The sequence below is a fragment of the Streptomyces camponoticapitis genome, from assembly GCF_014646115.1.
Taxonomy (GTDB): domain Bacteria; phylum Actinomycetota; class Actinomycetes; order Streptomycetales; family Streptomycetaceae; genus Streptomyces; species Streptomyces camponoticapitis.
Window position 1 is genome coordinate 161,691 of the sequence record NZ_BMMV01000015.1, and the last position, 23,191, is coordinate 184,881.

2 protein-coding genes are annotated in these 23,191 nt (G+C 71.4%); both read left to right on the top strand.

From position 1 onward, the window contains the following. The first annotated feature begins 953 nt into the window (after nucleotides 1-953). The gene (locus tag IEY79_RS22875; RefSeq protein ID WP_229701049.1) at nucleotides 954-3,809 is read left to right on the top strand and encodes a helix-turn-helix transcriptional regulator; all 2,856 of its coding nucleotides are present in this window, start codon (nucleotides 954-956) and stop codon (nucleotides 3,807-3,809) included. A 216-nt stretch (nucleotides 3,810-4,025) separates the two neighbouring features. Further along, nucleotides 4,026-23,177 (top strand): type I polyketide synthase, encoded by a 19,152-nt coding sequence (locus IEY79_RS22880; RefSeq protein ID WP_444544902.1) that lies wholly within the window; start codon nucleotides 4,026-4,028, stop codon nucleotides 23,175-23,177. Nucleotides 23,178-23,191 lie beyond the last annotated feature (14 nt).

Below are 23,191 nucleotides of genomic sequence, written 5' to 3' on the forward strand. Positions count from 1 at the left end.
CCGTTCATCCCGTGCGCCCAAAGAGTCCGTCTGCCGCACGCTTCGAGCCGTCATCATCCAGCGGGAAAAGCGCGTCAGGCCGTCCGAACCGGAGGCGGGACGATTTGCCAAGGGGGCACGGTCGGCGCGTCAGCGCGCGTGGTGCGCCGGCCGCGCGCCGCCCGGTGTCGACCGGGACCGCGGACTCGGCATCCAGGACCCTCCCGCCACCTCACCAGGGCGTTCGCACGGTCGCCACGCGCCGGGCCTCGCGGGACACCGCGCCGGCAGCGCGCGGGAAAGGGTGGACCACGGCGTCCTCAACTCCGTAAGCCGCGACCGGCGTCGGCCGTCCCGCGACTCCGCCGACGGCTCCGCCCACCTCCGGCCGGCGCCGCCGCGGCGATCTCCGCACGTGCGCACCGGGGCCCGCGTCGCGGCTCCGCCGCTCGGGCCGTACGAACTGACCGGTAACACCGAGTTCACCTATCCCGGTGATGAACGCGTCACGACCGGAACCCTTCGCGTATGGATTCCGTCTTGGCCGCCGAGGCCAGATCGTCGCTGGTCTTCGGGTTTGGCCGAAAGCAAGCCGCCGCGCTTGAATCGACGACGGCGCGTCTTTTGGTAACCGTGGCCGGAGGTGAGGACCGTATCGTAGTACAGGCAGTCCGTGAAGCGACCGACTCCAGGCGTCGGCACCCTCGCAATTCGCCCCGTACGGCACCAGACCAGGCTCCGCGGGGCCCTCGAAAGTTCCCTACGAGCCGGTAATCGCCGCTGAGGTTACTAGGAGATTTCGCACAGCGGCTCTTACTACTCCCTAGCGCCACAGCGATTATCCTATCGCCGGGTGGTGACCGAATACGGTCACTATGCTTCTCATATTGACGACTGGGTTCCGTTTCTCGCTGCGCCGGAAACGGAGACCAGATGCACGACCAAAAGGTGTAAACAGGGGGGGAAGGCTCGTAGTGTTGAAGGAACGGGACAAGATACTCGAACAGCTCGACGATCTGCTGATCCAGTCCACGCGAGGCAGGGGGGCCATCGCCGCGATCAGCGGTTCGACCGCGGTCGGGAAGACCACGACACTCAACGCGCTGGCGGAGCGCGCGACTTCGGCGGGCAGCACGGTGCTCAGCGTGGTGAGTTCGCCCCACGAGCGCGAGGTGCCCTACAGCGCCCTCGCGCAGCTGCTCCACTCGATCGAGGCCCAGTGCGTCGCCACCGACGGTCCGGGCGACGGGGGCCCGGGGAGCCTCCGTCCCGGCAGGCAGGCCGAGGTGGCCGCCGCGCTCGCCCCGCCCGGGGCCCACGACGATCCGCTGACCGTCGCACGGCGGACCTACCAGGTCATCGCCGAACTGACGACCTGGCGTCCCGTGCTCATCACGGTGGACGACATCCAGCACACCGACACCGCCACCCTTACCTGCCTGCGCCACCTGGCGCAGCGGCTGACCCAGCTCTCGCTCACGCTCGTCTTCACGCACGGGGTCTCCGTCGACGAACAGCCGGCTCGCGTCCTGGACGACCTGCTGTACCGCACCAGCGCCCGCCACTTCCATCTGGAGCCGCTCTCGCGCGTGGACATCATGGGGCTGGCCGCGAGCCGCCTCCCGGTCCTGCCCTCGGACCGGCTCATCGTCGAGATCCACCGGCTGAGCGGCGGAAATCCGCTGCTCGCGCTGGCGCTCATCGAGGAGCACCGGCTGCGCGCCGCGTCCGAGTCCGTCCCTGGGCCGGTCCCCCAGCAGACGACCGAGGGCCCCGGCCGCCAGACGACCACCGAGGGCGGGGCGTCGATCGGCCCCGTCTTCTACCAGGCGGTCCTCGCCTATCTGCACCGGCTCGGTCCGCGCGCGGTCCGGCTCGCCCGGTGCCTCGCCCTGCTGGACGAGTCGACGACGCCTCTTCTGCTGAGCCGGCTGAGCGGTATCGACCCCGAACTGTTGAAACGTTATATACGGCTCTTCACCAGCATGGGTGTGCTGGACGGCGTGCGACTGCGGCACGCCGGCGTACGCCAGGCGGTCCTCGGTGAGATGCCGCATGGCGAGGCGACCCAGCAGCGGTACCGCGCCGCCTGCCTGTTGAACGAGGGCGGGGCGCCGCCGCAAGCCGTCGCCATGCACCTGCTCAGCGTCGGTCCGCTGCACGACGGATGGGTGCTGCCCGTACTGCAGGAGGCCGCCTCCCACGCCATGGAGGACGGGGACGTACCGCAGGGCATCCGCTATCTGGAGCTGGCCTGCGAGTGCTCATCGGACGAGGGACAGCGTCTGTCGGCGAAGTCGCTCTACGCGTACGGCCAGTGGCAGCTCAGACCCGCCGAGTCCGGCCCGCACTTCCGCGCGCTCAAGGGCCCCATCCTCGAAGGGAAGCTCGCGGGCAACGACGCCCTGTGGGTCGCCGAGGGGATGCTGTTCCACCTCAACTTCGAGGAGGCGCTGGAAGTCGTCGACCACGTCAACACCGGCGACGAGGAGCTGTCGAACGCACTGCACAGCACCCGGATGCTCATGGCCGCCGAAGTCCCCGGCCTGCTCGAACGGCTGAACCGTCCGCTCCCGGCGACGACCGCCCCGGCGACGTCCCACGCGGAATTAAGGGCACGCCACGCCCTCGCGCTCGTCCTTGAGAACGGCGCGGACAAGTACGCCATCGCCCTGGCCGAGCAGGTGTTCCAGGGCAGCCAGAGCCGGCCGACATCGAGGCTCAGCGGCCTGCCGAAGGCACTGCTGGCCCTGTGCTACGCGGATCAGCTCGACTCCGCCGCCACGTGGTACGAGCTGGTCGCGGCCGAGATGGAAGGCCATGACGCCCCCGGCTGGCGCGCCCAGATCGAAGGCGTCGGAGCGCTCCTGTCGCTGCGGCGCGGACGCCTGGCGGACGCCGTACGCCAGGCGGAGACCGCCTACTCCCGGCTGTCCGGGCCGAGATGGAACGTCAGCAGCGCGCTGGCGCTGACCGTGCTCGTCGAGGCCCACACCGCGATGGGCAACCACCAGGCCGCGGCCAAGCATCTGGCGGCCGAGCCTCCGCCGGCGCTCTTCCTCACCCGCGCGGGGCTGCACTACCTGTACGCGCGCGGCCGTCACCACCTCGCGACCGGCAACACGTATCTCGCCCTGTCGGACTTCCAGGAGTGCGGCACGCTGATGCGGCGCTGGAACATCGACTCCCCCTCCCTGGCGCCCTGGCGGCTCGGAGAGGCCGAGGTGTGGCTGCGGCTGGGCGACCGGGAGCAGGCCGCCCGGCTCATCGAGAAGCAGCTCGCCCATCCCGACATGGGGCTCACCCGCTCGCGCGGGATGACCCTGCACACCCTGGCACTGGTCCAGGCGACGGCCAAGCAGCCGCCGATCCTGCGGGACGCCTTCCGGCTGCTGGAGGCGAGCGGAGCGCGGTACGAGGCCGCCGCCGTCCTGGCCGATCTCAGCCGGGCCTACCAGCAGTTGGGCGACAAGCGGGCCCGGCCGACCGCACGGCGGGCGTGGCGGCTCGCCAAGAGCTGCCAGGCGGAGTCCCTCTGCCAGGCCCTGCTGCCGACGTCCATGCCGCAGAGCATGGACACGAGGCCGGCCGAGGGGTCCCGCGGTCCCGACCGCGTGGCACAGGACAGCTTCGGCACGCTCAGCGAGTCCGAACGACGCGTCGCGATGCTGGCCGCGCAGGGGTACGCCAACCGTGAGATCGCCGAGAGGCTGTTCATCACGGTCAGCACCGTCGAACAGCATCTGACCCGCGTCTACCGCAAGATGGGCATCAGGAATCGCGAGCAGCTCCTCCAGGGAGCGCACGCGGTCAGCTACGAGTCCGTCTGATCCGTACGACGCCCCCCACAAGGGGCCCGGTCCGCCTGCCCGTTCACCAACGGGCAGGCGGACTTCCGTCTGTCCTGGAGCCCAAGCGGGGGCGGTCCCCAGGGGTACCCCTGACAAAGCCGTCCTAGGGGGCTCTACGGGTAGCTGGGGGCGAGCGGCGGAGATGATGATCGTTCCCTCAAGACGAACGCCTGCCCGGCGTTTTCGAAGCGCGCGATGAGGGAGGCACTCGCCATCATGTCGAGTGATCTTGTTCACGGTACGGATGCAATCGCTATCACCGGCATGTCATGCCGCCTCCCCCAGGCACCCGACGCCAGCGCCTTCTGGGAGCTGCTGCGGTCGGGCCGGAGTGCGATCGGCGAGGTACCACAGGACCGTTGGGACCCGGACGAGGTGCTGCCGGACTCGCCTGAGCGGCACCGCGCCGCGCTGCGCCACGGCGGGTTCCTCGACCGCGTGGACCAGTTCGACGCGGCGTTCTTCGGGATCTCGCCGCGCGAGGCCGTGGCGATCGACCCCCAGCAGCGGCTCTTCGCCGAACTGGCCTGGGAGGCGCTGGAGGACGCGGGCATCGTCCCGGAGACTCTGCGGTCCACCGCGACCGCCGTCATCGTCGGCGCGATCGCCGGTGACTACGCGGCGCTGGCCCACCGAGGCGGCGCGATCACGCAGCACTCGCTGCCGGGTCTGAACCGCGGCGTCATCGCCAACCGGGTCTCCTACGCGCTGGGCCTCAACGGCCCGAGCATGGCGGTCGACTCGGCCCAGTCGTCGTCCCTCGTGGCGGTGCACCTGGCGGTCGAGAGCCTGCGCAAGGGTGAGTGCACCCTCGCGCTGGCGGGCGGTGTGGCGCTGAACTTCGCACCCGAGAGCGCCGAAGTCGCGGGGATGTTCGGCGGGTTGTCGCCCGACGGGCGCTGCTTCACCTTCGACGCGCGCGCCAACGGGTACGTACGCGGTGAGGGCGGCGGCGTCGTCGTACTGAAGCCGCTCGCGGACGCGGTGCGCGACGGCGACACCGTGTACGGCGTCATCCGCGGCAGCGCGGTCAACAACGACGGCTCCACCGACGGACTCACCGTGCCCAGCGCCGAGGCGCAGGCGACGGTGCTGCGCCAGGCGTGCGAGGACGCGGGCGTGGACCCGGCCGAGGTCCGTTACGTGGAACTCCACGGCACGGGCACCCCTACCGGCGACCCGCTGGAGGCGGCCGGTATCGGCGCCACGTACGGCAGCGCGCGTCCCGCGGGCTCACCCGTCCTCGTCGGCTCCGCCAAGACCAACGTCGGGCACCTGGAAGGCGCGGCGGGCATCGTCGGCCTCATCAAGACGGCGCTGAGCATCCGGCACCGCGAGATCCCGGCGAGCCTCAACTACGAGACGCCGAACCCGCGCATCGATCCCGAGGCGCTCAATCTGCGTGTCCAGACCGCGTCCGGCCCCTGGCCGGACGCGCCGCTGCTTGCCGGTGTGAGCTCCTTCGGTGTCGGCGGAACGAACTGCCACGTCGTCCTCGCCGAGGCGCCCGAGCGGGCCGCTCCCGAGGCCGCGCCGGCGGGCGACGAGCCCGAGCTGCCGCTGGCCCCGTGGCTGGTGTCCGGGCGTACGGAGGCCGCTCTGCGCGCCCAGGCCGGGCGGCTGCTGGAGCGGCGTACCGGGGACGCCGACGCGTTCGACATCGGCCGGTCGCTGGCCGGCACCCGTACCCACTTCGAACACCGCGCCGTCGCCCTCGGGCTCGACCACGACGCGCAGTTGGAGGCGCTGAGGACCGGCGCCGAGGTGCCGGGGCTCGTCACCGGTGTCACCGGCGAGCACGGGAAGATCGCGCTGGTCTTCCCGGGGCAGGGCTCGCAGTGGGAAGGCATGGCGCGCGAGCTGATGCGCACGTCGGCGGTCTTCCGCGCGTCGATCGAGGCGTGCCACGAAGCCCTCGCCCCGTACGTCGACTGGTCGTTGCTGGACACGCTCACCGCCGAGTCCGGCGCGACGGCCCTCGACCGCGCGGACGTCGTCCAGCCCGTGCTCTTCGCGGTGATGGTCTCGCTCGCCAGGGTGTGGGAGTCGCTGGGCGTACGGCCCGACGCGGTCATCGGTCACTCGCAGGGCGAGATCGCCGCGGCGCACATCGCGGGCGCGCTCGACCTGGCGGACGCCGCAAGGATCGTGGCCCTGCGCAGCCGGACGATCATGACGCTGGCGGGTACCGGAGCGATGGCGTCGGTGCCGCTGGCGGCCGACAGGGTCGCCGAGTACATCGAGCCCTTCGGCGACGGACTGAGCATCGCCGTCGTCAACGGGCCCAGCACCACGGTCGTGGCCGGAACCCCCGAGGCCGTCGCCGAGCTGCTGGCCCGCTGCGAGAGCGACGGGATCCGCGCGAAGGCCGTCTCCGCCGTGGACTTCGCCTCCCACTCGCCGCACATGGACGCCATCAAGGACCGGCTGCTGGAGCAGTTCGCCGGAGTGACGCCGCGTTCGTGCGACATCGCGTTCTACTCGACGGTCACCGCGGGCGCCATCGACACGGCAGGGCTCGACGCCGAGTACTGGTTCTCCAACCTTCGTCGGCCCGTCCTCTTCGAGTCGACCCTCCGGGCCATGGCCGAGGACGGCTTCGGCACGTTCGTGGAGTCGAGCCCGCACCCCGTGCTCACGGTCGGACTGCGCGCGACGCTGCCCGACGCGGTGGTGGTGGACTCGCTGCGCCGCAACGAGACTCCGTGGCCGCAGCTGCTGACCTCCCTGGCGGAGCTTCACGTTCGCGGTCTGCCCGTGGACTGGTCCGCCGTGTTCGCCGGCCGGGCGCCCGGCCGTGTGGCGCTGCCGACGTACGCGTTCCAGCGCGAGAGCTACTGGCCGGAGGTCTCGACCGCGTTCGAGCCCGGCACCCGCGGCACCGCCCAACTCCCGGAAGCCGTACGCGAGGAGACCCCCGCCGCGGGCTCGTCATGGGCCGGACGGATCGCCGGCCTGCCGGCGGACGAGCGCTCCCGTGTCGCGCTGGAGCTCGTCCGGCTGCGTACCGCGATCGTCCTCGGCCACCTGAGCACGGACACGGTCGAGGTCGGCCAGGCCTTCCGTGAGCTGGGCATGGACTCCACCATGGCGGTCCAGCTCCGTCAGAACCTCGTGGACATCACCGGGCTGAACCTGCCGGAGACCGTCGTGTTCGACCACCCGAGCCCGTCCCGGCTCGCCCGGCGGCTGATCGAACTGGCCCTGGGCGACGACATCTCCTCGGCCGCGTCCGCACTGTCGCGGTCGGGATCGGTGCTGGACGCCGACGACCCGATCGTGATCGTCGGCATGGCCTGCCGCTACCCCGGCGGCGCCAGCACGCCGGACGAGCTGTGGCGGCTCGTCGACGACGGTGCGAGCGCGATCTCGGGCTTCCCCACGGACCGTGGGTGGGACCTGGAGGCCCTGTACGACCCCGAGCCCGGGGTGCGCGGCAAGACGTACACGCGGCACGGCGGATTCCTCGACGAGGCCGCCGAGTTCGACACCGAGTTCTTCGGCATCAGCCCCCGCGAGGCCACGGCGATGGACCCGCAGCAGCGGGTGCTCCTCCAGGTCACCTGGGAGGCTCTGGAGCGCGCCGGGATCGACCCGGACGGTCTGCAGGGAAGCAGCACCGGTGTGTTCGTGGGCGCGATGTCGCAGGAGTACGGCCCGAGGCTGCACGAGGGCGACGACGGGCTGGGCGGCTATCTGCTCACCGGCAACACCGCGAGTGTCGTCTCCGGGCGTATCTCGTACACCTTCGGTCTGGAAGGCCCGGCGGTCACCGTCGACACGGCGTGCTCGTCGTCGCTCGTCGCGATGCACCAGGCCGCGCAGGCGCTGCGTGTCGGTGACTGCTCGCTGGCCCTGGCGGGCGGCGTCGCGGTCATGGCGACCCCCGGCATGTTCGTGGAGTTCGGGCAGCAGCGTGGGCTGGCGCCCGACGGCCGCTGCAAGTCGTTCGCCGGCGCCGCCGACGGCACGATCTGGGCCGAGGGCGCGGGCATGGTGCTCATGGAGCGTCTGTCGGACGCGAAGGCCAACGGCCACACGGTGTTGGCCGTCATCCGCGGCTCGGCGGTCAACCAGGACGGTGCGAGCAACGGCCTCACCGCTCCGAACGGTCCCTCTCAGCAGCGCGTCATCAACGCCGCTCTCGCCGGAGCGGGTCTTACCGCCGACCAGGTCGACGCGGTCGAGGCCCACGGCACGGGAACGCCTCTCGGTGACCCGATCGAGGCCCAGGCACTGCTCGCGACCTACGGTCAGAACCGCGAAGAGCCCCTGTGGCTCGGGTCGTTGAAGTCCAACATCGGGCACACGCAGGCAGCCGCCGGTATCGGCGGAGTCATCAAGATGATCCAGGCCATGCGCCACGGCACCCTGCCGCAGACGCTCCACGTGGACGAGCCCAGCCCGCACATCGACTGGACGTCCGGCAATGTGCGGCTCCTCACCGAGTCTCGTGCCTGGCCGGAGACGGATCATCCCCGCCGGGCCGCCGTCTCCTCCTTCGGCATCAGCGGCACCAACGCCCACCTCATCATCGAGCAGCCCCCGGTCACACCGGAGCCCGTGGAGAGCGGCCAGGAGCAGGACGCGCCCGAGGCGGGCCTGGTGCCCTGGTTCCTCTCCGCCAAGTCCGAAGAGGCGCTCCGCGACCAGGCGCGGCAGCTGCTCGACCACGTGACCGCGCAGCCCGATCTCCACCCCGCGCACATCGGCCAGGCGCTCACCGCGACTCGCGCGCGGTTCCAGCACCGTGCCGTGGTGATCGGTGAGGGTCGTGACGAACTCCTCGCGGGTCTGCGCTCGTTGAGCAACGACGAGACCTCCCGCGCGGTCGTCACCGGTACGGCCCGGGAAGGCACCACCGCCTTCCTGTTCACCGGGCAGGGATCGCAGCGGGCCGGTATGGGCCGGGAGTTGTACGACACGTACCCGGTGTTCCGCGACACGTTCGATGAGGTCTGCGCCACTCTCGACCGGCATCTGAACGCCGAGGTCCCGGTCAAGGACGTCGTCTTCGCCGACGACCCGGAACTCCTCAACCAGACCCGGTACACCCAGTCCGCGCTCTTCGCCATCGAGACCGCCCTCTACCGCCTCGTCGAGTCCTTCGGTGTCACGCCCCACCATCTGGCCGGACACTCGATCGGTGAGATCACCGCCGCCCACGTCGCCGGCATCTTCACCCTGAACGACGCCTGCCGGCTCGTGGCCGCCCGCGGCTCGCTCATGCAGGCCCTGCCGGCCAACGGCGCCATGATCTCGCTGCGCACCACCGAGGAGCAGATCCTTCCGTTCCTCGAAGGGCACGAGCACCACGTCACCGTCGCCGCCGTGAACGGGCCCAAATCGGTTGTCATCTCCGGCGACGAAGAGGCCGCCACCCAGATCGCCGACGCCCTCGCCAAGACCGGTGTCAAGACGAAGCGTCTGACGGTCTCCCACGCGTTCCACTCGCCCCACATGGATCCCATGCTGGAGAAGTTCGAAAGCGTCGCCGCGGATCTGACGTATCACACGCCGATGATTCCGGTTGTCTCCGCGGTCACCGGCGAGCTCGCCGACCACCGCGTCACCACTCCGCAGTACTGGGTCCAGCACGTCCGCGACGCCGTCCGCTTCGCCGACACCATCACCACCCTGGACGGACTCGGCACCCGCCACTACCTCGAACTCGGACCCGACCCCGTCCTCACCACGCTGGTCAAGGAGACCCTCACCAAGTCTCGTAGGACCACCAGCCCCACGGCCGTGCTCCGCAAGGGGCACGCCGAGGCCACCACGCTCCTCACCGCCCTCGCCACCGCGCACACGGCCGGCGCCCCGGCGAACCTCACCACCCATCTGCCCGTCCCCGACAGCCGGCCCGACCTCCCCACGTACCCCTTCCAGCGCCGGCGCTACTGGCTCACGGCCACCGAGGCGACAGGGGACGTGAGTTCGGCGGGGCTGACCGCCACCGGGCACCCGGTGCTCACCACCGCCGCCGAGCTTCCCGACCCGGGCGGGCTCCTGCTGACCGGCCGCGTCAACGCCTCCGCGCCCTCGTGGGCGGCGGACCACGCCGTCTTCGGCACCCCGGTCATGCCGGGCGTGGCCTTCGTCGACATGCTGCTGCACGCCGCGGCCCTGGTGGGGCGCCCCCGTATCGAGGAACTCACCCACCATGTCTTCCTGGCCCTGCCGGAGCACGGCGCCCTCCAACTGAGAGTCGTCGTCCGGCCGGCGGACGACTCCGGGCGCCGGACCTTCGCCGTCCACTCACGGCCCGAGGACGCCCCGCTCGGCGCCGACTGGACCTGCCACGCCACCGGTGCGCTCGGCACGGCACCCGCCGTACCGCCGGCCCTTCCGGCGGCGGACGCGGCCTGGCCCCCGGCCTCCGCCCAGGCTCTGGACACCGACGGCTTCTACCGGCGGATCGCCGAGGCCGGATTCGGTTACCAGGGGGTCTTCCAGGGGCTCGGCGCCGCCTGGGAGGACGGCGACACGCTGTACGCCGAGGTGGCCCTGCCCACAGGGACCGCCCCGGGCTCGTACGGCGTCCACCCCGGCCTGCTCGACTCCGCGCTCCACCCGATCGCCCTGGCATCGACCCGGACGGACGGCACGCTCCTGGTGCCGTTCTCCTGGAGCGGCGTGGCACTCCACGCGAACGGGGCCCGCGCCCTGCGGGTCCAGCTCGTACGCTCGACACCGGAGACGGTCGCCCTGACGGTGACCGACCCGTCCGGTGCGCCGGTCCTGACCGTGGACTCCCTCGCCATGCGCGGAGTCCGCTCCGAGCAGCTCGAAGCGGCCAGGCCCGACCGCGACGGCGCGCTCCACGAGGTCGCCTGGCGCGCCGTACCCGCGCCGCCGCGCGCCGCCTCCCGCCCCGACGGCGCCGGCTGGGCCGTGGTCGGAGACACCCGTGACCCGCGCGTGTCCGCCGTACTCGCGGCGCTCGGTACGGCGGCCGAGTCGTTCCCGGACGCCGAGGCGCTGCGCGCTTCTCTGCGGGCCGGCGCGGCGCGGCCATCGACGGTCGTCGCCCGCTTCGCCACCGGCGGCGCGGACCCGGTCGAGGCGGCACACGCCCGGACGCGCGACGCACTGCGTCTGCTCCAGGCGGTCCTGGCCGACGGAGCGCCGGACTCGCGTCTGGTGGTCCTCACCGAGAACGCGATGTCCACCGGAGCCGGCGACGTGTCGGCCGACATGGCCGGTGCCGCGGTCTGGGGACTGATCCGGTCGTCCCAGTCCGAGCACCCGGACCGGTTCACGCTGATCGACGTCGACGGCTCGCGGGCCTCCGACGAGGCGGTCGTGGCCGCCCTCTCCACGGGAGAGCGCCAACTGGCCCTGCGAGAGGGGCGGTTCTTCGTTCCGCGCCTCGCGCGGCTGACCCCCGGCGCGATTCCCGCGACGTTCGACGCGCGGCGCGCCGTGCTCATCACCGGAGGAACGGGCGCCCTCGGCTCCATCCTCGCGCGCCACCTGGTCACCCGGCACGGCGTCAGGAAGCTGCTGCTGACCAGCCGCAGCGGCCGTACGGCGGACAGCACCCTCACCGCGGAGCTGGCCGGACTCGGCGCCGAGGTCACGGTCGCGGCCTGCGACGCGTCGGACCGGCAGTCGCTCGAAGCCCTGCTGGCGGGTCTCCCGGAGGAGTCCCCGCTCGGCGCGGTGGTCCACTGCGCCGGTGTCCTGGACGACGGCGTGGTCACGGAGCTCACCCCGGACCGGCTGGACGACGTGCTCCGTCCGAAGGTGGACGGCGCGTGGAACCTGCACGAGCTGACCAAGGACATGGACCTGGACGTCTTCGTCCTGTTCTCGTCGGTGGTCGGTGTCCTGGGCTCTCCCGGACAGGCGAACTACGCCGCCGCCAACTCCTTCCTCGACCAGCTCGCCGAGCACCGCCGGGCCGCCGGACTCCCCGCGAAGTCTCTCGCGTGGGGTCTGTGGGAAGCCGGTATGGCCGACACTCTGGACGAGCAGGACCGGGCGCGCATGAACCGCGGCGGACTGGCGCCGATGCCCACCGAGCGGGCGCTCGGGCTCTTCGACTCGGCCCTCGCGACGGCGCGAGCGGTGCTCGTGCCCGCCGGTGTCGACGTCTCCGGCGCACGCTCGCAGCGGGCCTCTATGCTGTCGCCGCTGCTCGCCGAACTGCTTCCCGCCCAGGCACCGCCCGCCGAGCGAAGCGGCGAGGCCGTGGACGAGTCGTCGCTGCGTCAGCGGCTCGCCGGCGTGTCCGAGGACGAGCAGCGCGAACTCCTCCTGGAGGTGCTGCGCAAGCACGTCGCGGCCGTCCTGGGTCACAGCTCGCCGCTCGCCATCGACCCCGAGAGCTCGTTCAAGGACCTCGGCTTCGACTCGCTGGCCGGTATCGAACTCCTTATGGTGCTGGGCGAGTCGATGGGACTGCACCTGCCGTCCACGATGCTGTTCGACCATCCGACGCCCGACGCGCTGATCACCCACCTCAGGGACGAACTCGTGGACGACGAGGCCCCGGTGGAGGACGCGGTGGTCACCGCCGTCGTCCCCGTGGCCCCGCGCGACGACGACGACCCGATCGCCGTCATCGGTATGGGTTGCCGCTATCCCGGTGGCGCGACCACGCCGGACGAGCTGTGGCGGCTGGTCACGGAGGGGGTGGACGCCATCGGCTCCTTCCCCTCCAACCGCGGCTGGGATCTTGAGGAGTTGTTCGACCCCGACCCGGATGTGCGCGGGAGGACCTATGCCCGCACGGGCGGATTCCTCTACGACGCCGACCGGTTCGACCCCGAGTTCTTCGGCATCAGCCCCCGTGAGGCGCTCGCCCTCGACCCCCAGCAGCGGCTGCTGCTGGAGACCACGTGGGAGACGTTCGAGAACGCGGGCATCCGCCCCGACGCCCTGCGCGGCAAGCCGGTCGGCGTCTTCGCCGGTGTCGTCACCCAGGAGTACGGCTCCCTCGTCCACAAGGGCAGCGAGCCTGTCGACGGCTTCCTGCTGACGGGTACGACGGCGAGTGTCGCCTCCGGGCGAGTCGCCTACACACTGGGTCTTGAGGGTCCGGCGGTCACGGTCGACACGGCGTGCTCGTCGTCTCTGGTCGCGATGCACCTGGCGTGCCAGTCGCTGCGGAACGGCGAATCCACCATGGCTCTCGCCGGTGGCGCCACCGTCATGGCCAACCCGGGCATGTTCCTGGAGTTCAGCCGCCAGCGCGGGCTGGCGCCCGACGGCCGCTGCAAGTCGTTCGCCGGCGCCGCCGACGGCACGATCTGGGCCGAGGGCGCGGGCATGGTCCTGCTGGAGCGGCTGTCGGACGCCAAGGCCAACGGCCACACGGTGTTGGCCGTCATCCGCGGCTCGGCGGTCAACCAGGACGGTGCGAGCAACGGCCTCACCGCTCCGAACGGTCCCTCTCAGCAGCGCGTCATCAACGCCGCGCTGGCCGGAGCCGGTCTTACCGCCGACCAGGTCGACGCGGTCGAGGCCCACGGCACGGGCACCCCGCTGGGTGACCCGATCGAGGCCCAGGCACTGCTCGCGACGTACGGCCAGGACCGCGAAGAGCCCCTGTGGCTCGGCTCGTTGAAGTCCAACATCGGACACGCCCAGGCCGCCGCCGGTATCGGCGGAGTCATCAAGATGATCCAGGCCATGCGCCACGGCACCCTGCCGCAGACGCTCCACGTGGACGAGCCCAGCCCGCACATCGACTGGACGTCCGGCAATGTGCAGCTGCTGACGGAGGCCCGCGACTGGCCGGAGACCGACCACCCGCGTCGCTCCGCCGTCTCCTCCTTCGGCATCAGCGGCACCAACGCCCACGTCATCCTCGAACAGGCCCCGGTCACGCCGGAGCCCGTGGAGAACGACCAGGAGCAGGACACGCCCCAGGCGGCCCTCATCCCCTGGCTCCTGTCCGCCAAGACCGACCAGGCGCTCCGCGACCAGGCGCGGCAGCTGCGCGCGTACCTCGAACTCAACCCCGAGGTGCGTCCCGACCGGGTCGCCCACGCTCTCGCCACCACCCGGGCCCAGTTCCAGTACCGAGCCGTGGTGTTCGGGAACGAGCACGAGGCGTTCGACCGCGCGCTGGGCTCGCTCACCCTCGGTGAGCCGTCCCCCGCGCTGGTCCGTGGCACGCCCCACCCCGGCAAGACCGCGTTCCTCTTCACGGGACAGGGTGCGCAACGGGCCGGTATGGGCCGGGAGTTGTACGAGACCTACCCGGTGTTCCGCGACACGTTCGACGAGGTCTGCGCCACTCTCGACCGGCATCTGAACGCCGAAGTCCCGGTCAAGGACGTCGTCTTCGCCGACGACCCGGAACTCCTCAACCAGACCCGGTACACCCAGTCCGCGCTCTTCGCGATCGAGACCGCGCTCTACCGCCTGGTCGAATCGTTCGGTGTCACGCCTCAGTACTTGGCCGGACACTCGATCGGTGAAATCGCCGCCGCGCATGTCGCGGGGATCTTCTCCCTCGACGACGCGTCCCGGCTCGTGGCCGCCCGCGGCTCGCTCATGCAGGCCCTGCCGGCCAACGGCGCCATGATCTCGCTGCGCACCACCGAGGAGCAGATCCTTCCGTTCCTCGAAGGGCACGAGCACCACGTCACCATCGCCGCGGTCAACGGCCCGGACTCGATCGTCATCTCCGGCGACGAGAAGGCCGCCACCCAGATCGCGGAAACGCTCGCCGAAACCGGTGTCAAGACACGGCGCCTGACGGTCTCCCACGCCTTCCATTCGCCCCACATGGAGCCGATGCTGGACGAGTTCGAACTCGTCGCCGGAGAGCTGATCTACCACAGCCCGACGGTCCCGATCGTCTCCGCCCTCACCGGCGAACTCGCCGATCACTACATCACCACTCCGCAGTACTGGGTCCAGCACGTCCGCGACGCCGTCCGCTTCGCCGACACCATCACCACCCTCGACCGGCTCGGCACCCGGCACTACCTCGAACTCGGACCCGACCCCGTCCTCACCGCCATGGCACAGGACAGTGTGCCGGACGACGTCGACGCCATCCACGTCGCGACCCTGCACCGCGACCGGGACGAGAACCAGAGCTTCCTCACCGCCCTGGCCACCGCGCACGCCAACGGCACGCAGGTCCGCTGGACCCCGGTGATCGGCGAGAGCGCGGCCCCCGCGCCCGGCCTGCCCACCTACCCCTTCCAGCGCCAGCACTACTGGCTGGAGGCGGCGAAGCCCACCTCGGGCGCCGACGGTCTGGGGCTGACGGCGACCAGTCACCCGGTGCTGACCACGCTGGCCGAACTCCCGGACGGCGGCGGGCACCTGTTCACCGGCCGCGTCTCGGGGAACGATCCGGACTGGGTGGCCGAGCACATCATCTTCGGGACGATGATCGTCCCCGGTGTGGCCTTCGTCGACCTCCTTCTCCACGCGGCACGCCATGTGGACTGTGAGCACATCGAGGAACTCACCCACCACGTGTTCCTCGCCGTGCCGGAGCGTGCCGCCCTTCAGCTGAGGCTTCTCGTCGAGCCGGCGGACAGCTCCGGAAGCCGGGCCTTCGCGTTCTACTCCCGGCCGGAGGACGTTCCGGTCGAGACCGACTGGACCCTCCACGCCACGGGAGCGCTCGGAGCCGAGCGCAGGGAAGTCCCCGCGGGTGCCGACTCGCTCAGGAACGAGGTCTGGCCGCCGGACATCTCGGACACCATGGACGTGGCGGAGTTCTACCGCCGGGTCACCGACGGTGGCTTCGGCTACGGACCGCTGTTCCGGGGGCTCAAGAAGGCCTGGCAGGACGGCAACACGACGTACGCGGAAGTCTCCCTGCCCACCGGCGCCGATCCCGGCGACTACGGCATCCACCCCGGTCTGCTCGACTCGGCGCTCCAGCCGGCCGCGCTGATCATGGGCGAGACCGAGGCGGACGACTCGATCCGGGTGCCGTTCTCCTGGGCCGGTGTCTCGCTCCACGCGACAGGGGCCAGTTCCCTGCGGATCCGCCACACGTGGACCACACCCGACACCGCGTCACTGGTCATCGCCGACCAGACGGGGACGCCGGTCATGACGATCGACTCCCTCGCCATGCGTACGGTCGGCGCCGACCAGCTCGCCGCCACCCGTGCGGCCGACGCCGGGGAGCTGTACAAGGTCGACTGGACCGAGGTCCAGTCGGTCGATGACAAGACGCAGAGCGCCGGCGCCAGGTGGGCCGTGGTCGCCGACCCGGGCAACGCCCAGGTCGCGGCGGCACTCTCGCCGCTCGGCGCGGCGGTCGAGGTGGCGCCGGACGCCATCACGCTTCCGACGGCCCCGGGCGACGACACCACCAGGCCGGACGTGGTCTTCGCCTGGTGCGTCTCCGAGCCCGGCAGCGACCCGGCGCGGACCGCCCGCTCCTTCACGCATCGCGTGCTCGGCCTCGTCCAGACGCTCCTGTCCGACGATCGGCCCGACTCCCGCCTGGTGCTCCTCACCAGGGGCGCGATGTCCATGGGTACCGGCGGCGAGGCCGATCTGGCCGGAGCGGCGGTGTGGGGACTGATCCGCACCGCGCAGACGGAACACCCCGACCGGTTCACACTGATCGACCTCGACTCCTCGGATTCGTCCCTGCGGGCCCTCCCGGCGGCTCTCGCCACCGACGAGCCCCAACTGGCCGTTCGTGACGGCCGGCTTCTCGCCCCTCGCCTCGCCCGTGTCGGCGCGAGCTCCACTGACTCCGGCGCGACCGCGTCCGCGGCGCCGTTCGACCCGGACAAGACGGTCCTCATCACCGGTGGCACCGGCGCGCTGGGCACGCTCCTCGCCCGTCACCTCGTCACCGAGCACGGCGTGAGGAAGCTGCTGCTGACGAGCCGGCGCGGACGTACGGCGGACAGCACCATCACCGAGGAACTCGCCGAACTCGGCGCCGAGGTCACGATCGCGGCCTGCGACACGGCCGACCGGGACTCGCTGGAAGCGCTGCTGGCGAGCCTGCCGCAGGAGCACCCGCTCGGCGCGGTGGTCCACTGCGCCGGAACCCTCGACGACGGCATCGTCACGGCGCTGAGTCCGGAGCGGTTCGACGGGGTGCTCCGTCCGAAGGTGGACGGCGCGTGGAACCTGCACGAGCTGACCCGCGACCTGGATCTGAACGCCTTCGTGATGTTCTCGTCGGTGGTCGGTGTCCTGGGCTCTCCCGGACAGTCCAACTACGCGGCAGCGAACGTCTTCCTCGACGAACTCGCCGAGCACCGCCGGGCCGCCGGACTCCCCGCGAAGTCCCTCGCGTGGGGTCTGTGGGAGAGCGGCATGGCCGACACGCTCGACGAGCAGGACCAGGCGCGGATGAACCGCGGCGGTCTGCTGCCGATGCCCGCCGAACAGGCGCTCGGCCACTTCGACGCGGCTCTCGAAGCCGATCAGGTCGTGGTGGTCCCGGCCAAGCTCGACCTGGCCGGGCTGCGTGCCCGCGCCGCCACGGTCCCGGTCGCGCCGGTCTTCCGCGGTCTCGTCCGTACGCCCCTGCGCAGCGCCGCCCAGTCGGCCGGCGCCGGAGCGGAGGCCGGGGCGCTGGGCCAGGCGATCGCGGGCCGTCCGGAGGCCGAGCAGGACAAGATCATCCTCGACTTCCTGCGCAACCACGTGGCCACCGTCCTCGGACACGGATCGCCCAACTCGATCGACCCCGTGCACTCGTTCAAGGAGCTCGGGTTCGACTCGCTCAGCTCCGTGGAGCTGCGCAACTCGCTCAACAAGGCGTCGGGGATGCGACTGCCCTCCACGCTGCTCTTCGACTACCCCACCCCCACCGTGCTGGCCGGCTACATCCGGGGCCAGCTGGTGGGCAGCGGGCAGGCCGAGGCGGGTAACCAGGTGGCTCGCCGCACCACGCGCGGCGCGTCGTCGCGGAGCGACGCGGCCGACCCGATCGTGATCGTGGGTATGGGCTGCCGCTTCCCGGGTGCCGACACGCCCGAGGCGCTGTGGCAGCTGGTCGTGGACGAGCGCGACGCGGTCGGGGCCTTCCCGGACAACCGTGGCTGGGACATCGAGAACCTCTTCGACGCCGACCCGGACGTGCGCGGGAAGTCGTACGCCAGTGAGGGCGGATTCCTCTACGACGCCGACCGGTTCGACCCCGAGTTCTTCGGCATCAGCCCCCGCGAGGCGCTCGCCCTCGACCCCCAGCAGCGGCTGCTGCTGGAGACCACGTGGGAGACGTTCGAGAACGCGGGCATCCGCCCGGACGCCCTGCGCGGCAAGCCGGTCGGCGTCTTCGCCGGTGTCGCGGCGGCGGAGTACGTCTCGCTCACCCACCAGAGTGACGAACCCGTCGAGGGTTACCTGCTGACGGGTACGACGGCGAGTGTCGCCTCGGGACGTATCTCGTACACGCTGGGTCTGGAGGGTCCGGCGGTCACCGTCGACACGGCCTGCTCCTCCTCGCTCGTCGCGATGCACCTGGCGTGCCAGTCGCTGCGGAACGGCGAATCCACCATGGCTCTCGCCGGTGGCGCCACGATCATGGCCAACCCCGGCATGTTCATGGAGTTCAGCCGCCAGCGCGGGCTCGCTCCCGACAGCCGCGCCAAGTCGTACGCGGGCGCTGCCGACGGCACGATCTGGGCCGAGGGCGCGGGCATGGTCCTGCTGGAGCGTCTGTCGGACGCCAAGGCCAACGGCCACACCGTGCTTGCCGTCATCCGCGGCTCGGCCGTCAACCAGGACGGCGCGAGCAACGGCCTCACCGCCCCCAACGGACCGTCCCAGCAGCGCGTCATCAACGCCGCGCTCGCCGGCGCCGGGCTCAGCCCCGACCAGGTCGACGCGGTCGAAGGACACGGCACCGGAACGCCCCTCGGCGACCCGATCGAGGCCCAGGCACTGCTCGCGACCTACGGTCAGAACCGCGAAGAGCCCCTGTGGCTCGGGTCGTTGAAGTCCAACATCGGACACGCCCAGGCCGCCGCCGGTATCGGCGGAGTCATCAAGATGATCCAGGCCATGCGCCACGGGACACTCCCCCGGACGCTCCACGTGGACGAGCCCAGTCCTCAGATCGACTGGGAGTCGGGCAATGTGCAGCTCCTCACCGAGGCGCGTGCCTGGCCCGAGACCGACCACCCGCGCCGCTCCGCCGTCTCCTCCTTCGGCATCAGCGGCACCAACGCCCATCTGATCCTTGAGGAAGCTCCCACCCCGACCCACCCGGAGTCGGCGCACGACACCGAGCCGACGGTCACCACGGTCCCCTGGCTCCTGTCCGCCAAGACCGAGCAGGCGCTCCGCGACCAGGCGCGGCAGTTGAGCGCGTATCTCGAACGCGACACCGAGGTGCGGCCGGACCAGGTCGCCCACGCGCTCGCCTCCACCCGGTCCCAGTTCCAGCACCGCGCCGTGGTCGTCGGTGAGGGTCGTGACGAACTCCTCGCGGGACTCCTCGCGCTGAGCGAAGACGAGACCTCACGTACCGTCGTCACCGGAACGGCACGCCAGGGCGGTACCGCGTTCCTCTTCACGGGACAGGGTGCGCAGCGGGCCGGTATGGGCCGGGAGTTGTACGACACGTACCCGGTGTTCCGCGACACGTTCGACGAGGTCTGCACGACTCTCGACCGGCATCTGAACGCCGAAGTCCCGGTCAAGGACGTCGTCTTCGCCGACGACCCCACCCTGCTGAACCAGACCCGGTACACCCAGTCCGCGCTCTTCGCCATCGAGACCGCCCTCTACCGCCTGGTCGAATCGTTCGGTGTCACGCCCCACCATCTGGCCGGACACTCGATCGGTGAGATCACCGCCGCCCACGTCGCCGGCATCTTCACCCTGAACGACGCCTGCCGACTCGTGGCCGCACGCGGCTCACTCATGCAGGCCCTGCCCGCCAACGGCGCCATGATCTCCCTGCGTGCCACCGAGGAACAGGTCCTCCCGCTGCTGGAGGGCCACGAGCACCACGTCACCATCGCCGCGGTCAACGGCCCGGACTCGATCGTCATCTCCGGCGACGAGAAGGCCGCCACCCAGATCGCGGAGACGCTCGCCGAAACCGGTGTCAAGACACGGCGCCTGACGGTCTCCCACGCCTTCCACTCCCCTCACATGGATCCCATGCTGGAGGAGTTCGAACGCGTCGCCGCGGATCTGACGTACCACAGCCCGACCGTCCCGATCGTCTCCGCCGTCACCGGCGAACTCGCCGACCACCGCATCACCACCCCGCGGTACTGGGTCCAGCACGTCCGCGACGCCGTCCGCTTCGCCGACACCATCACCACCCTCGACGGACTCGGCACCCGCCACTACCTCGAACTCGGACCCGACCCCGTCCTCACCACCCTCGCCAACGAAACCCTCAGCACCACGAACGGCACCCACGCCTCGACCCCGGCCTCCGTGCTCCGCAAGGGACACCGCGAGGCCGCCGCACTCCTCACCGCCCTCGCCACCGCGCACACGGCCGGCGCTCCCGCCGACCTCACCGCCCACCTGCCCTCTCGCCGGACCCGGCCCGACCTCCCCACGTACCCCTTCCAGCGCCAGCGCTACTGGCTGGACCAGGCGGCTCCCGCCTCAAAGGTCCGACACGGCTCGGGGCACCCCCTCCTCACGGCGGCGATCCCTCTGCCCGACGGGGAAGGCGCGGTGTTCACCGGCCGGGTTTCCCTCAAGGCGCAGCCCTGGCTGCGGGACCACGTGGTGCACGGAACGGTCGTGCTGCCGGGTGTCGCCTTCGTGGATCTCCTGCTGCACGCCGGCGGGTACGTCGACTGCGACCAGATCGAAGAGCTCACGCACCACGCGTTCCTCGCGGTGCCCGAGCAGGGTGGCCGGGAGCTGCGGGTCACCGTGGGCGCCGCGGACGAGGGCGGGCGGCGACCGTTCTCCCTCTACTCGGCACCGGAGAGCGAGGTCGCCGAGGAGGCGGCCGAGTGGACGCGGCACGCCAGTGGCTTCCTCACCGGCTCGGCGCCGGAGCCCGACTTCGATCTGACGGTCTGGCCGCCCGCGGAGGGCGAGGCCGTCGAGATGGACGAGTTCTACCGGGGCTTCATCGGGCGCGGATACGACTACGGGCCGCTGTTCCAGGGCTTCAAGGCGGGCTGGCGGGTCGGTGACACCCTCTACGCGGAGATCGCGCTCCCGGAGGGCACGGACCCCGAGGCGTACGGCATCCACCCCGCGCTCCTCGACTCGGCACTGCACCCGCTGATGCTCTTCTGGTACGGGTCGGACGCCGTACGGCTGCCCTTCTCCTGGAGCGGTGTGGCTCTGCACGCCTTCGGCCCGTCCCGGCTGCGGGTGCGGCTGACCCGCTCCGAGCGGGATCTGATGTCGCTGGCGGTGGCCGATCCCACCGGCGCCCCGGTCCTGACCATCACCGGTCTGTCCATGCGTGAGGTGGCCTCCGACCAGGTCGCCGCCGCCCGTGCCCAGCAGAGCAACGCCCTGTACGAGATGGGCTGGAGCCCCCTCTCCGCGCCGGCGTCCGTCGACGGCGGCCGGTGGGCGGGACTCGGTCTGACGGACCTGACGGCCGCGCTCCGCGGAGCCGGGGTCGACGTGGTGGACCACTCCACCCTCGCCACACTGGGCGGGCCGGCGTCGAACGGCGCCAGGCCGCCGAAGATCGTGCTGGCCGGGCCCGGACGCTTCGACGGCGACGACCTCGCGGCGCACACCCACACCTCGGTCGACGAACTGGTGAGGCTGATCCGGGACTTCGTCTCGGACGACGCCCTCGCCGACTCGCGGCTGGTGGTGGTGACCCGGAACGCGGTGGCCACGGAGGACGGCGAGGAGGTGCCGGACCCGGCGGGGACCGCGGTATGGGGTCTGATGCGTACGGCGGGGTCGGAGTACCCCGACCGGTTCGTGGTCGTCGACATCGACGGCTCGGACGCCACTCTCGCCGCGCTCCCGGCGGCACTCTCCACGGGTGAGCCGCAACTGGCCGTCCGCGAGGGCAGGTTGCTCGTACCTCGACTGGTGCACGCGACGCTGCCCACCCAGGAGGACGGCGGGGACGCCGAAGTGACCGGTGCCGGGTTCGACCCCGAGGGGACCGTACTCATCACCGGCGGCACCGGCACCCTCGGCAGCCTGCTGGCCCGCCACCTGGTGGAGCGGCACGGCGTACGGCATCTGCTCCTGGCGAGCCGGCGCGGCGCGGCCGCGGACGGTGCGACGGAGCTGGCCGCCGAGCTGAAGGCACTGGGCGCCGAGGTGAGCATCGCTTCCTGCGACACGACGGACGCCGAGGCGGCGGCCGGACTTCTGAAGTCGATCCCCGACGCGCACCCGCTGACCGGTGTGTTCCACACGGCCGGCGTGCTCGACGACGCCGCGCTCTCCTCGCTGACGCCGGAGCGGCTGTCGGCGGTGATGCGGCCGAAGGTCGACGCCGCCTACCACCTGCACCAGCTGACCGAGTCCATGGACCTGGCCGCGTTCGTCCTGTTCTCCTCCGCGGCCGGCGCGATCGGCAACCCCGGTCAGGCCAACTACGCGGCGGCGAACACCTTCCTGGACGGGCTCGCCTCCCACCGCCGGGGGCGGGGCCTGCCGGCCCTCTCCCTGGCGTGGGGCCTGTGGGCGCAGACCAGCGAGCTGACGGCGGGTCTGGACCCGGCCGGACGGGCGCGGCTGGACCGCGGCGGCATCGGCGCGATGCCCACGGCGCAGGCGCTCGCCCTGCTCGACGTCGCGCTCGCCTCGGACCGGACGCTGCTGGTACCCGCCAAGCTCAACCTCGCCCGGCTGGGCGAGGGCGACGCCCCGGTCCCGCCGGTCCTGCACGGACTGGTCCGCCCCCGCAGCCGGCGCGCCGCGGCCCAGGGCGGCACCACGGCCCCGAACGCGCTGCGGCAGCGACTGCTCTCGTCCCAGGACGAGGCCGCGCAGCTGGACATCCTGCTCACCTACATCCACGGCCAGGTCGCCGCGGTCCTCGGCCACGGTTCACCGGACGCCATCGACCCCGACAACGGGTTCCTGGACATGGGGCTCGACTCGCTCACCACTGTCGAGTTCCGTAACAACCTCAACCAGGCCACCGGGCTCCGGCTGCCTCCGACCACCCTGTTCGACTACCCGACGCCGGTTCAGCTGGCTTCCATGCTCCGCGCGGAGCTGGCACCCGAAGGGGCCGAAAGCGCCTCGGAGGAGCTTCCGCGGACGGTGGTCGCCGAACTGGACAGGCTGGAGGGCAGCCTCGGGACCGTCGCGCCCGGCGCCCGTACCGCGGTCGTGGCACGGATGCAGGCCCTCCTGCAGAAGCTGGACGGCCTGGACGACGCCGAACGGCAGGGAACGAACGTGGCGATCGACAGCGCGACGGACGACGAGATCTTCGACTTCATCGACAACGAGCTGGGGCTGTCATGACTCGGCACACGACT

Coding starts and splice junctions, on each gene's coding strand:
- IEY79_RS22880 (WP_444544902.1), top strand. CDS start 4,026: ATGAGGGAGGCACTCGCCATCATGTCGAGTGATCTTGTTCACGGTACG.